The 12762-nt window shown below is 62.4% G+C and carries 12 protein-coding genes and 1 pseudogene; 6 read left to right on the top strand and 7 right to left on the bottom strand.

The genetic code is table 11. The features are described from left to right. Positions 1-2: 2 nt before the first annotated feature. Complete coding sequence (locus tag SO139_RS07750) at positions 3-845, bottom strand: universal stress protein (RefSeq protein ID WP_498539860.1); 843 nt, start codon at positions 843-845, stop codon at positions 3-5. A gap of 273 nt (positions 846-1118) precedes the next feature. On the opposite strand from SO139_RS07750, the gene SO139_RS07745 reads away from it, so the two are divergent. From SO139_RS07745 to SO139_RS07735, 3 genes are read left to right on the top strand one after another with little or no spacing between them, the layout of a single operon-like run. Continuing rightward, on the top strand, positions 1119-2102 hold the full coding sequence (locus tag SO139_RS07745) for a zinc-dependent alcohol dehydrogenase family protein (protein ID WP_498539859.1): 984 nt from the start codon (positions 1119-1121) through the stop codon (positions 2100-2102). 12 nt (positions 2103-2114) lie between these two features. Beyond that, complete coding sequence (locus SO139_RS07740) at positions 2115-3647, top strand: bifunctional aminoglycoside phosphotransferase/ATP-binding protein (protein ID WP_498539858.1); 1533 nt, start codon at positions 2115-2117, stop codon at positions 3645-3647. Positions 3648-3655: 8 nt separating this feature from the next. Continuing rightward, on the top strand, positions 3656-4630 hold the full coding sequence (locus tag SO139_RS07735; RefSeq protein WP_498539857.1) for a CHAD domain-containing protein: 975 nt from the start codon (positions 3656-3658) through the stop codon (positions 4628-4630). Here SO139_RS07735 and SO139_RS07730 read toward each other — a convergent pair. Both SO139_RS07730 and SO139_RS07725 read right to left on the bottom strand, forming a co-directional pair. Next, on the bottom strand, positions 4627-6480 hold the full coding sequence (locus SO139_RS07730) for a PHA/PHB synthase family protein (protein WP_498539856.1): 1854 nt from the start codon (positions 6478-6480) through the stop codon (positions 4627-4629). The two genes, SO139_RS07735 and SO139_RS07730, sit on opposite strands and share 4 nt — an antisense overlap. A 35-nt stretch (positions 6481-6515) precedes the next feature. After that, entirely contained in the window at positions 6516-6962 is a 447-nt protein-coding gene (locus tag SO139_RS07725; RefSeq protein WP_449380108.1) for a hypothetical protein, read from the bottom strand. A gap of 99 nt (positions 6963-7061) precedes the next feature. Here SO139_RS07725 and SO139_RS07720 point away from each other — a divergent pair, with 99 nt between their 5' ends. Beyond that, a complete protein-coding gene (locus tag SO139_RS07720) occupies positions 7062-7790 on the top strand; it encodes a CBS domain-containing protein (RefSeq protein ID WP_449380107.1) in 729 nt (242 codons plus the stop codon). A gap of 8 nt (positions 7791-7798) precedes the next feature. Here SO139_RS07720 and SO139_RS07715 read toward each other — a convergent pair whose 3' ends face one another. The 3 genes from SO139_RS07715 to SO139_RS07705 all read right to left on the bottom strand — a co-directional run bounded on the left by SO139_RS07715 (position 7799) and on the right by SO139_RS07705 (position 10586). Beyond that, entirely contained in the window at positions 7799-8254 is a 456-nt protein-coding gene (locus tag SO139_RS07715; protein ID WP_449380106.1) for a RidA family protein, read from the bottom strand. Positions 8255-8269: 15 nt separating this feature from the next. Next, positions 8270-9961 (bottom strand): benzoate-CoA ligase family protein, encoded by a 1692-nt coding sequence (locus tag SO139_RS07710; RefSeq protein WP_449380105.1) that lies wholly within the window; start codon positions 9959-9961, stop codon positions 8270-8272. 133 nt (positions 9962-10094) lie between these two features. Continuing rightward, the gene (locus tag SO139_RS07705) at positions 10095-10586 is read right to left on the bottom strand and encodes a MarR family winged helix-turn-helix transcriptional regulator (protein ID WP_449380104.1); all 492 of its coding nucleotides are present in this window, start codon (positions 10584-10586) and stop codon (positions 10095-10097) included. Positions 10587-10908: 322 nt separating this feature from the next. On the opposite strand from SO139_RS07705, the gene SO139_RS07700 reads away from it, so the two are divergent. Beyond that, entirely contained in the window at positions 10909-12084 is a 1176-nt protein-coding gene (locus SO139_RS07700; protein ID WP_498539855.1) for an ABC transporter substrate-binding protein, read from the top strand. Between the two features lie 37 nt (positions 12085-12121). Next, positions 12122-12574, top strand: a complete 453-nt coding sequence (locus SO139_RS07695; protein ID WP_449380102.1) for a cupin domain-containing protein — start codon at positions 12122-12124, stop codon at positions 12572-12574. A 15-nt stretch (positions 12575-12589) separates the two neighbouring features. Here the strand turns inward: SO139_RS07695 and SO139_RS07690 are convergent. Next, a pseudogene (locus tag SO139_RS07690) lies at positions 12590-12762 on the bottom strand (flavin-dependent oxidoreductase); the annotation flags it as partial.

Here is a 12762-nt window from a genome sequence, read left to right as displayed (position 1 = left end):
ATCTAATGCGACATCATAACCCAACAGGGTGGCTCACCGATGACGGTCTTGGTCACGCCGCCCCAGACGATCTCGTTCAGGCGGGAATGGTGGTAGGCTCCCATGACGATCGCATCGATGGCATGCTCCTTTGCCCAGCTTCCGAGCACCTTGCCGATCGAGCTGCCGTCGATCTTCACGGTTTCAAAGGACGCGGGGACTCCGTGCTCCCTGAGGTGGTCGACGAGGCCGGTCCCGGATTTCATGATGTCGTCGGCCGCGTCGTCCGTCACCGTGATGATCCGAACCGAGGCCGCCGCCTGGAGGATCGGCAGGGCATCGCCGACGGCTCGTGCCGCAGGCGCGGAACGGTCCCACGCGATCATGACGTTCTCGAATTCAACCCGCAGCTTGTCGGCATGCGCTTCGGGACAAAGCAAAAGCGGTCGGCCGGATTCGAAAATCAATTGCTCGATGAGGTGTTCCGACCGGCTGTCGTTGGCCTTGACCGGGACCAGCGTGAGATCGCTGTAGCGCGCGCGCTCCGCCACCGCCGCCGCAATCGCCTCCGCTTCCACTTTGTGCAACTGGCCGTCAGCCCGAATGTTCAAGCGGGATGCCGCGATCCTGAATGCATTCAACAGATCCTGCACCCCCGTCACACTGCGCAGGGCATGAGCCTCCGCCGCATTGTCCAGATCCGATGAGATCACGACTTTCGGCCGGACGAGAACATCCTCCTCCACCGCGAACGCGGTGATCTTCGCACCGAGATCGGCGGCTGCCGCCACACATGTCTCGATCGCGGCCAGTGCCGACGTGCTCGGCTCACCAACAAGCGGCAACAAGACGTCCTTGATGGGCATCGGGATTCTCCTCTGTCGGTCAAAATAGACCGCCTCCCCGCCCGGCCCTTGATCCTTATCAAGGCCAAGGGGAGCCGCCGGCCGGCAAGTCGCCGATTTGATGGACGTCAAGGACTTGCCGCGTTCGCACGCTAAAGCGCGATAAGATTGGGGAATCGTCATCGCGCTTTAGGTGGTTGTTTGAGCATGATCTTTTCGGAAAAACCGCTCCACACTTTTCCGGATCATGCTCTAGGATTGACATGATACCTGCGATGGGTTCGGGAGAGACTGATGCGTGCGATGGTGTTGCCCGGCCCGCGAGCGCGGCTGCGGATGGATGAGCGGCCGGACCCGATCCCTGGCGACGGCCAGATCCGGGTGAAGGTCAGTGCCTGCGGCGTCTGCCGTACTGACCTTCATGTGGTTGACGGCGAGCTGCCTGACATCCGCTATCCGATCGTCCCCGGTCATGAGATCGTCGGCCGCGTCGATCTCGTCGGGCCTGACGTGACCACGCATCGGCTAGGGGATCGCGTCGGCATCCCCTGGCTCGGCTACACCTGCGGCACCTGCCGGTTCTGCCGCGAGGGCATGGAAAATCTCTGCGATCATCCATTGTTCACCGGCTGCACCCGCGACGGCGGCTATGCGACGGATGCCATTGCCGATGCGCGCTACGCATTCCCGCTTGGCGAGGATGGCGACGACGTCGCGATCGCGCCGCTGCTATGCGCGGGCCTGATCGGCTGGCGTTCGCTGGTGATGGCAGGATATGCGGAAAGGCTCGGGATCTATGGCTTCGGAGCCGCGGGCCACATCGTCGCCCAGGTCGCGGTTTGGCAGGGGCGATCAGTCTACGCCTTTACGCGCCGCGACGACATCGCGGCGCAGGATTTTGCGCGCAATCTCGGTGCCGTCTGGGTTGGCGCTTCGGACGAACTGCCCGATGCGCCGCTCGACGCCGCGATCATCTACGCGCCTGCCGGCGAGCTCGTGCCGGCCGCCTTGCGCGCGGTCCGCAAAGGCGGCCGCGTGGTCTGCGCCGGCATTCACATGAGCGACATTCCGAGCTTTCCCTACAGCCTGCTGTGGGAGGAACGGCAACTGCTTTCCGTCGCCAACCTGACCCGTCACGATGGGTTGGATTTTCTGAAAATTGCGCTGCAGGCCGGCGTCCGGACCGAAACCACCGTTTTTGCACTGAGCGAGGCCAACGAAGTTCTGGGCAGGTTGCGGGGCGGGCAGATTTTGGGAGCGGCCGTGCTGCGGCCTTGACGATATCGGCACATGACGACCTCTCACCCGGACACTTCGACCCAGGAACGGATCTTCGCATTCCTGACCGAGCAGCCCGCCGTAACCCGGATCGATACGCATGCGGCCTCGGTTTTTCTCGACGGCAACCGCGCATTGAAGATCAAGCGGGCCGTCCGCTTTCCCTTCCTTGACTATTCGACGCTGGAGAAGAGGAAGGCGGCCTGCGAGGAGGAAATCAGGATCAACCAGCCCTTGGCGCCGCAAATCTACCGGGGCGTGGTGGCGATCACGGAGGATGATGACGGCTCGCTGAGAATTGGAGGAGATGGTCGGGCGATCGAGTTCGCCGTGGACATGATCCGCTTCGATGAGAACCGGACGCTGGATCACCTGGCACAAGCGGGCCCGCTGGATGCGCATCTCGCGGCAGGCATCGCGGATGCGATCGCGGCCTCGCATGCGATCGCAGCGCGCGTCGAGGCACCTCGCTGGATTGCAACGATCCCGGCGCTCATCGACGGAAATGGCGAGGGTCTGCGACGGGGCAGCCATGTCGCGACGACCGAGATCGACGAGTTGGCACGGGCTTCACATGACGCATTCCTGCGCGTCCGCGACCTGCTCGGAGATCGCGGACGTCGGGGCTTCGTGCGACGCTGCCACGGCGATCTGCATCTTGGAAACATCGTGCTGATCGACAATCAGCCGGTTCTGTTCGACGCCATCGAGTTCGATCCGGAGATGGCTTCGATCGACGTACTCTATGATCTCGGATTCACGCTGATGGACCTGCTGCACTACGAGCAGCAATCGGCCGCAAATGCGATCCTCAATCGCTATCTCGTCACGGCTGAGGCCGAAAACCGCGACGCGATCGGCGCGCTTCCGCTGTTCATGTCCATCCGCGCAGCGATCCGCGCCCAGGTGCTGCTCGCGAAGCTGGCGCGGCCTCACGCCGATGAGAGCGGGATCATCGAGGATGCGCGCCGTTATTTTCGGCTGGCCCAGGCGCTGATCAATCCGCCGGCTCCCCGCTTGATCGCAGTCGGCGGCCTTTCGGGGACCGGAAAATCGCTGCTCGCGCGCATGCTCGCACCCCTCGTCCCGCCACAGCCGGGCGCCGTCGTGCTGCGCAGCGACGTCGTTCGAAAACAGCTGTTTCAGATCCGGGAAACGGATCGGCTGCCGCAATCCGCCTATCAGCCCGACGTCACCGCGCGGGTCTATGATGTCCTGACCGAGCGCGCGCGGCACGTTCTGGCGCAGGGACATTCCGTCATCGTCGATGCGGTCTTTGCGCAGCAGTCTGAGCGGAACGGGATGGCCGCGCTGGCGCAGGCGTGCAACGTCCCTCTGAGCGGGCTCTTTCTGATTGCGGACCTGGCGACGCGCCAGGCGCGTATCGACAGCCGGCGGGACGACGCGTCAGATGCAACGCGAGAGGTTGCCGAGCTTCAGGAGCACTATAATATCGGCGATCTGGACTGGAGGATCGTTGACGCCTCAGGAACGCCAGAGCAAACGCGCGACCGTTGCCGGACGGGGATGGCGGGGGGCAGGTAACCAAGGCGATGGCGCGACGCAGCACGACACCGGAGGCCCCCGCCCGCGTCAAGCCGGCGTCGGCACGGAGCGCCTCACCGGCTCGCCTGAGCGCGGCAATGGCCTGCGATACCGCATTTCGAATCGTGGCTCGCCGTCACCTCAATGCCGTCATGGCCCAGCACGAGGAAACATGCAGCGGCGATCCCGACGCCCTGCACCAGATTCGCATAGCGCTCACACGCCTTCGCGCCGCCATCCGCTTCTTTTCTCCCATAGTCGACGACGCCATGCGGCCGGTCGTCTGGGCCGAACTGAAGTGGCTACACCGGCAACTCGGCATGGTGCGCGATCTCGATGTGGCGATCGAACGAATTGTTGCCGCCAGCGGCGAGGAGCTTGCCCTGATTGCCGAGCTTCAGTCGTGGCAGGAAAAGCGCGCAGAAAGCCATCGTCTTTTGGCGCGGGCGCTGCGATCGGTCCGATATCGCCGCCTGATCGAGCAGACATCCGGCTGGATCGAGAGTGGACCCTGGTCAACCCGACGAGGCAAGGAGGCCATCAGATTGCGCCGCTCCCCGCTTGCCGAACACGCGGCGCAGCAGCTGGCCGCGTGGGAAAGGATCCTCCTGAAGAGGTCTCGCAAGCTCGCCGAACTCGGCGTGAAGAAGCGGCATCACTTGCGCCTGCTCAACAAACGACTGTCCTATGCGATCGAGTCCCTCGAGGACTTGTTCGTCGATGAGTCGCTTGAAAAGCAGAAGGCCATTCTGAAACAGTTGCGTCGGGCGCAACGCAGCCTGGGGCAACTCAATGACGATGCGAGAGGCCGCGTGCTTGCCAAGACGTTGAATGATGAAGGCTCGGCCGTAGGCTTTCACTTCCTCGGTCGCAAGCGCAAGAAAGAGCTGCTGAAGAAAGCGGCGACTGCCTACGAGAAGCTAAACAAGACGAAGCCTTTTGGAGCTTCACGCTTGAGGCTCGGCACGGAGCCTGCTGACTAGGTCAGAACGTATTCGCCGGGCGCATCCGGGAGTCGATCGACATTGCCGAGCCCCATTTGAGGCGATTCGCAAAGATCGCCAGATCGCGCGACAAGCCATTTGGTCCATTCCGGCCACCACGACCCCTTGAAATGCGGTGCGCGTTTGAACCATTCGTCACAGCCGACATAGGGTGCTTCTGCCGCCTTGGTCATCACCTGGTAGCTGTGCCCCGGCTCGCCAGGCGGCGCCACGATGCCCGCGTTGTGGCCGCCGCTGGTCAACAGGAAGGTCACGTCGGCATCGACCTGATAGTGAATCTTGTAGACGGATCGCCAGGGCGCCACGTGATCCCTCAGCGTGCCGACCACGAACATCGGCGCGTGAATGTCTGACAATGCGATATTGCGCCCGTCGACATGATAGCGCCCCTCCGCCAGATCGTTGTTGAGGAACAGTCGACGCAGATACTCCGAATGCATCCGATACGGCAGACGCGTGGCATCCGCATTCCAGGCCATCAGATCGCTCGGCGGTGCGCGCTCGCCCAAGAGATAGTCGTGGGACAACCGCGACCAGATCAGGTCGTTCGAGCGCAGAAGCTGAAAGGCGCCGGCCATCTGCGTGGTGTCGAGATAGCCGCGCTCCCACATCATGTCCTCGAGGAATGCGACCTGGCTCTCGCTGGTGAATAACGTCAGCTCGCCCGCTTCGGTAAAATCCGTTTGCGCGGCCAGCAACGTGATGGACTTCAAGCGGTTGTCGCCGTCGCGCGCCATAGCGGCGGCGGTGATCGACAATAGGGTTCCCCCAAGGCAGTAGCCGAGGGCATGGACCTTCCGACGCGGCTGGATGCAGGCGATCGCATCAAGCGCCGCCTTCACGCCCAGCTTCCGATAATCGTCGAAGGCAACGTCGCGGTCGCCGACGCCGGGATTGCGCCACGAGATCGCGAACACGGTTAAACCCTCGCCGGTGAGATACTTCACCAGGGAGTTCTCTGGTGACAGATCGAGGATATAGTACTTCATGATCCAGGCCGGAACGATCAGCACTGGCTCAGGCCGGACATTCTGCGTGGCAGGGTGATACTGGATCAACTCCATCAATTCGTTGCGGTAGACCACCTTTCCCGCCGAGGCCGCCACCGTCTTGCCGACCGAGAACTCTCCGTCACCGACCGCCTTGTTGGTGGAACGCATCCGCAGAAAGTCGCTCCACCAATTCTGCCAACCGCATACGAAATTTTGGCCGCCGCTCCGAAAGGCCCTTTGCAGCACTTCCGGGTTGGTCGCGACGAAGTTCGACGGCGCCAGCATGTCGAGGACCTGGCGCACGGAGAACTCCACGACCGCCTCGTTGGCGGATGCCACACCTCGAACACCTGTCGTCGCCTTGTGCCACCACTGCTCACTCAACAGAAACGCCTGAGCCAGCAGGTTGAACGGAGGACTTTCCCATTCGGGCCTGGCGAAGCGACGATCCTGAGGCTGCGGTTTGATTACGGACCAGGGGTCCTGATTGGGTGTCGACGCATGTGCCGCGGCCTGGAGCAGCCGGCCCGCATCTCGAACAGCGTCCTTCGCAATCTCCATTTGTCGCTGCGGCGCGCCCACAAGGTGCGAGGCCCAATCGAGATAGGCGAGCGACAGAGCGATGGGCGAGATGCCGCCGGTCAGCCGCGCCAGCATCGCATGCAAGGCTCGGTCAACCGGATAGGATTCCGCTGATGGGGCTGGCTCAGCGGCCACTGCTTCGGCCGATTTTTCGGGATCGGAGGCCTCAGTGCCTGCCGGCGCGTCGGAAATCAGATCCGCCGCTGCAGCAGGCTCCTCAGCCCGCGGGAGGAGAGAGGTCTTTCCGGCGCTCATGGCTCGCATTTCGTCCGTATTTTACGATTTCGGGCTCAATCGCGAGACGCAACATTGAAGAGGCCGGCGGTGGTCGCGATCACTCTGTCGCCGTGCTTGAAGATCCGGTCGCAGTCGCGCCGGATGAAATCGAGCTGATGTTGGCCGCATTCGGCGCAGAGCGTTCTCCAATCCTTGACCGAGTGCGAGGCGGCCAGTTTCGAGAGGAACTCCGCGAACAAATGTGTCTCGGTCTGCGTCCGGTCCAGGAGCTCGTTGGCGACAAATACAATCTCGTCAAGGAACTGCCGTTGCACGCTGAACATGAGATCGCACGCACGCTGGTTCGCCTCCGCGACCTGCCGGGCGGGATCCGATACCAGCTTTCCGGGCGCAAAATCCTGCAGTCTGGCGAGTTCGCTCAAGGTGACCTCCTGGCTGGCCCTGGAACTTATAAATTCCAGAATATGCCCATGGGCCGGGCGCACCTTGAGCTGCGTCAAGCGCGGCCGCGCTGCCCCATTGACCTGCGTCAAACCGCCAAACCCGGCCTGCATTAGCCTTGTGAGATCGAATTCTGCCAGGACATGCGGAGTTATTCCATGCGCGCCCACCAGATCATGACCCGGTCGGTCATCTCGGTCACGCCCGACACCACCATCGTCGAAGCCGCCAACATCATGCTCAAGCGCCATGTCAGCGGTCTTCCCGTGGTCGACGAGAGCGGCAAGCTGGTCGGAATCGTGTCGGAGGGCGACTTCATCCGGCGCAGCGAGATCGGGACCCAGCGCAAGCGTGGCCGCTGGCTGAAGTTCATCCTAGGCCCCGGCCAATCGGCCAGCGATTTCGTTCAGGAACACGGCAGCAAGGTTTCCGAGGTGATGACGACGTCGCCGGTGACCATCACCGAGGATACGGCCCTTGCCGAGATCGTCGACATCATGGAGCAGAACAACATCAAGCGCCTGCCCGTGGTGCGCGGCGACAAGGTCGTCGGCCTCGTCTCTCGCGCCAACCTGCTCCAGGCAGTAGCGAGCCTTGCCCGCCAGGTGCCGGATCCCACGGCGGACGACGATCACATTCGCGGCCGCATCATTGACGCGATGGAAAAGAACGACTGGTGCCCGTTCGGACTGAACGTGATCGTCAGCGACGGCATTGTCCACCTGAGCGGCGTCATCACGGACGAAAGCGCACGCCGGGCGGCAATTGTCCTGACCGAGAACATCGACGGCGTGAAGAAAGTGCACGACCACCTGTGCTGGGTCGACACCATCTCCGGCGTCTATCTGAACTCACCGGAGGACGACGATCTCGCCAAGGCGAGCTGATCGGTGCATCAGCGCGGGATTACGGCGGTGGCTTCGATTTCGACGCGCGCCGCCTTCTCGACCAGCCTGACGACCTGCACCAGCGCCATCGCTGGATAATGCGCGCCAAGAATCTCCCGGTAAATCTGGCCGAGCGCCTTCAGGTTGGCCAGGTACTCGTCCATATCAACAACATACCACGTGAGACGCACGAGGTGCTCCGGCCGCGCGCCACCCTCGGCTAGGATCGCCGCGATATTGCTCAACGTCTGACGTACCTGCGCGACAAAGCCATCCGCGAGGCGCTCTTCCGTATCCCAGCCGATCACACCGCCGGTGACGACGATGCGTCCCTCCGCGGCCACGCCGTTGGCATAGCCCTTCGGCATCGGCCAGCCGGAGGGCTGCAGGATCCGGATCGGGGCTGCATCTTCCCTGATTGGCAGCGTTGCGAGCTGCGGGCTTTTCGGCGTCGTTGCAGACAATCGTCCATTCCTCTCTTATTTGGGACCGACGCCAGGCGACGAGGCCGCCGCCTGCGCCATCTGCCGCAGGGCAAAGCGCTTCAACTTGCCCGTCTCGGTCTTCGGCAACTGCGCCACGAACTCGATCGCGCGCGGATACTTGTAAGGCGCGATCTCGCGCTTGACGTGCTCCTGCAGATCGCTCGCGAGCCGCGCGTCCGGCACGACGCCGGGGGCGAGGACCACATACGCCTTCACGATCATGCCGCGCGCCTCATCGGGCGCCCCGACGACGCCGCATTCGGCGACCGCCGGATGCGTCAGAAGAGCGGCTTCGACATCGGTACCGGCAATATTGTAGCCGGCCGAAACGATCATGTCGTCGGAGCGCGACTGGTACCAGAAGTACCCATCGGCATCCATCACATAGGTGTCGCCGGTGATGTTCCAGCCATTGTGGACATATTTGCGCTGCCGCTCGTCGGCAAGGTAGCGACATCCGGTCGGCCCGCGGACCGCGAGGCGCCCCATCGTGCCTGATGGCACGTCGTTGCCGTCATCATCGACGATCTTTGCCTCATAGCCCGGCACCGGCTTGCCGGTCGCGCCTGGGCGAATCTCGTCTTCCGTCGCGCTGATGAAGATGTGCAGCAATTCGGTGGAGCCGATGCCATCCATCAATTTGATGCCCGTTGCGTGCAGCCAGGCGTCGAATGTCGGCTTGGGCAAGGTCTCACCGGCAGACACGCACTTGCGCAACGACGAGATATCGCGGCCTGCGATCTTGCCGAGCATCGCGCGGTATGCCGTCGGCGCCGTGAAGCAGACCGTGGTCTTGTAACGCTCGATGGCCGCGAGAAAATCGTCCGGCGTGGTCTTCTCCAGGACGACGAAGGACGCGCCGATATGCATCGGGAACAACACGCCGCCGAAGCCAAACGTAAAGGCGAGCGGCGCAGAGCCGATGAAACGATCGTCCTGCTTCGCCCGCAGGATATTGCGCGCATAGCCGTCACAGACCGCCAGCATATCCCGGTGGAAATGCATGGTGCCCTTGGGATCGCCGGTCGTGCCCGAGGTGAACGCGATCAGGCAAACATCGTCGGACGCCGTGTCGACCGCCTCGAACTCGGAGCTTGCGTCCGCGGTCAGCGCTTCCAGCGAGTCGGCAGCACCGGTGCCCCAGTAGACGACGTGCTTCAGCCCGGGCGCTGCCGCTTTCGCCTTCTCCATATCCTCGCACAGCTTGCCGTCGCACAGCGCCAGCGTGATCTCGGCCTTCTGAATCGGATACAGAAGCTCCTTGGCACGCAATAGCGGCATGGTCGCAACCACGATTCCACCGGCCTTGATGACCGCAAGATAGGTCGCGACCATCATGGGATTGTTCGCCGAGCGGAGCAGGACGCGTCCGCCGGTCACGAGGCCAAGCTTGCCAACCAGCACGTTGGCAATGCGGTTCACGAGCCGTTGCAGCTCGCGATAGCTGTAGCTCACGGAAGGACTGATCGCGCAGGGCGCATCGCCATGCCCCTCTTCGACCCAGCGATCAAGGAAGTAACTGACGCAGTTCAATCGCGGCGGATATTGCAGCTCCGGCCGCGTGAAGATGAATTCGGGCCATAGATCGCGGGGCGGCAGATGTTGCAGGGCAAAGGTGTCGGCGTGAGCCGTTGCAACCCTGCCATCATACGAGCCCGGAAGTTGAACCTTGGCGGCGTTAGCCATCGCACGCTCCTTTCAGCTTGGAGAGCACCCGGCAGCAAAATCATTTTAGGCTTAAAATAATTTGGCGCAATAGCAGATTTTGGACATCACGCGTTTTTTCTGACGGCAGGGGGAGAGTTCGCCGCGGAACGGCCTACAGTTTGCGGCGCGAAGCGGATTTCTGGGCGGACGCTTTGGTCTTGGCCAGCAGGCGCATCAATTCACGCACGTCCTTTGGCGTGAGATCGGCAAAGACGTCGGCGATCCAGGTCTCGTGTTCCGCGGCCATCTTGCGAAACTCGGCGCGGCCAAGCTTCGTCAGCCGGATCACCTGGACGCGGCGGTCGGTATCGGACGTGCGGCGGTCGAGGTGCCCGGATTCCACGAGACGTTCGACGAGCCCAGTGACGTTGCCGTTGGAGACCATCATGCGCTTGGAGACATCGGACAGGGTCATGCCGTCCGGCGCCTTGTCGAGCTGCGCCATCAGATCGAAGCGAGGCAACGTGACGTCGAACCGCTCCCGCAGGCGGCTGCGCACCTCACCCTCGATCAGGGTCGTGCAGGTCAACAGGCGCAACCACAGCCGTAGCTCTTCGGCGTGGTCTTCCGGAAGTTCAACAGCCTTGGTCTCGGAATCGAGCATCGTGGTGCGGTCACTATGTCACAGCACTGGCGGCAGAAGCGAGCCAACTGTCGTTTTGAGCTTCAAGTAATTTTCGCGCCGCCGCAAGCCCAAAACGCGCCGAACAACCAGTGCGGGTCGAATTTCTTTAGGCTTCAAGCAATTGGCGCGCCGCTTGCATATGGCGCCGGGCTGATGACGCCGGGCTGATGGCGCCGGGCTGATGGCGCGACGCAGGATGCAGCAGGCTTCGGCCCTGCTTGCCGCGGATGCCGTCATCAGAATAAGCTTGGATCGAACGACAGGGCTGTAGCGTGAGCGCAAGCATATCGGGAAAAAGATCATGAAGAAGAAACTGAGGTTGGCCGGATTGGCTTTGCTCGTCGGTACCGCACTGGACCCGGCATTTGCGCAGGAGAAGATCAAGCTCGGCGTGATCGTGACCCTGTCGGGCCCCGCCGCCGCGCTCGGCCAGCAGGTTCGCGACGGTTTCGCGCTCGCGGTCAAGGATCTCGGCGGCAAGATGGGCGGCCGCGATGTCGAGGTCGTGGTCGTCGATGACGAGCTGAAGCCGGATGCGACGGTGACCAAGGTCAAGGGCCTGCTCGAGCGCGACAAGGTCGATTTCGTGGTCGGGCCGATCTTCTCCAACATCCTGCAGGCGATCCACCGCCCGGTCACGGAATCAAAGACATTCCTGATCAGCCCCAATGCCGGCCCATCGACATTTGCCGGCAAGGACTGTAGCCCGTTCTTCTATGTGACCTCCTACCAGAATGACCAGGTGCACGAGATCCTCGGCAAGGTGGCCCAGGATCGCGGCTACAAGCGCATGTATTTGATGGTGCCGAACTATCAGGCCGGCAAGGATTCGGCGGCCGGCTTCAAGCTCGACTACAAGGGCGAAATCGTCGAGGAATCCTATATGCCGCTCAACACGCTGGACTTCCAGCCGGAGCTTTCGAAGATTTCCTCGCTCAAGCCCGATGCGCTCTTTACGTTCATGCCGGGTGGCCTTGGCGTCAACCTCGTCAAGCAGTACCGGCAGGCGGGGCTTGCCGATACGATCCCGGTGCTATCGGCCTTCACGGTGGACGAGTCAACCTTGCCGGCGCAGCAGGACGCGGCCGTGGGCATGTTCGGCGGCGCGAACTGGGCGCCCAACCTCGACAACCCGCAAAACAAGAAGTTCGTCGGCGCCTATGAAGCTGCCTACAACAGCGTGCCCGGCACCTATGCTTTCCAGGCCTATGACGCCGCGATGTTGATCGACAGCGCAGTCAGGGGGGTGAAAGGCGACCTCGCCAACAAGGACGCCGTAGGCGCGGCCCTGAAGAAAGCCGACTTCACCTCGCTGCGCGGCGCCTTCAAATTCAACACCAACGGCTATCCGATCCAGGATTTCTATCTGACCAAGGTCGCCAAGCGTCCTGACGGAAAATTCCAGACCGAGATCGTTCAAAAGGTCTTCGAGAACTACGGCGACCGTTACGCAAAAGACTGCAAACCGGCGAACTGAGTGCCGAGTCGATGGTCGAGTAAAGGGAGGAATTCAAGTGAAGAGCGAGATCACCGGCATCACGAGGGCCAATGAAGGTATCCAGGGCATTTCCTGGAACATTCTCGGCCAGACCTACGTGCCAAAGAGCTATGCCGAGCACAGCTTCTCCTGGCATGCGACGCTGCCGCCCGGCACTTTCGTGCCGCCGCACATCCATCCGGACCAGGACGAGTATCTCTATATGCTGGAGGGAAAGCTCGATTTCGTGCTCGGCAATACCGAAGCGCAGGCGACGCCCGGTGACCTGATCCGCCTCGGCATGGGCGTCCCGCACGGCATCTTCAACAAGGCGGAGCAGACGGCGAAGGTGCTGTTCTGGGTATCACCGAGCCGCAAGCTTTATGACCTGTTCTGGGGCCTTCACAACATGAAAGAGCAGAAGCCCGAGGACGTTGTCGCGATGGCTGCGGAGTTCAACATCCACTTCCTGCCCCCGCCGCCATCCTAGCCGAAGGGCGGCGTATCACGCCTTGACAGCCGCAAGGCCTGGCACCGCGGCGAAGCCGGCCTTCGTCGCATAGCCGCGCACGATCGCCTCGCGCTGCGAGTAGCTCAACACGTTCTCGACATTGTCGAAACCATTCGGCGCGAGTTGCTCGACCGCGTCGATCACCCCTTCCGGGCCGCCCCGACGAT

This window comes from Bradyrhizobium sp. UFLA05-89, from assembly GCF_059803475.1.
Note: the sequence above shows the minus strand (reverse complement) of the source record. Positions and strands in the feature narration are given on the sequence as shown.

Bases quoted from the DNA above. Each gene is read 5' to 3' on its own strand.
- SO139_RS07705 (WP_449380104.1), bottom strand. From the start codon at position 10,586: ATGCTCGATTCCGAGACCAAGGCTGTTGAACTTCCGGAAGACCACGCC.
- SO139_RS07745 (WP_498539859.1), top strand. From the start codon at position 1,119: ATGCGTGCGATGGTGTTGCCCGGCCCGCGAGCGCGGCTGCGGATGGAT.
- SO139_RS07710 (WP_449380105.1), bottom strand. From the start codon at position 9,961: ATGGCTAACGCCGCCAAGGTTCAACTTCCGGGCTCGTATGATGGCAGG.
- SO139_RS07720 (WP_449380107.1), top strand. From the start codon at position 7,062: ATGCGCGCCCACCAGATCATGACCCGGTCGGTCATCTCGGTCACGCCC.
- SO139_RS07700 (WP_498539855.1), top strand. From the start codon at position 10,909: ATGAAGAAGAAACTGAGGTTGGCCGGATTGGCTTTGCTCGTCGGTACC.
- SO139_RS07735 (WP_498539857.1), top strand. From the start codon at position 3,656: ATGGCGCGACGCAGCACGACACCGGAGGCCCCCGCCCGCGTCAAGCCG.
- SO139_RS07750 (WP_498539860.1), bottom strand. From the start codon at position 845: ATGCCCATCAAGGACGTCTTGTTGCCGCTTGTTGGTGAGCCGAGCACG.
- SO139_RS07730 (WP_498539856.1), bottom strand. From the start codon at position 6,480: ATGAGCGCCGGAAAGACCTCTCTCCTCCCGCGGGCTGAGGAGCCTGCT.
- SO139_RS07740 (WP_498539858.1), top strand. From the start codon at position 2,115: ATGACGACCTCTCACCCGGACACTTCGACCCAGGAACGGATCTTCGCA.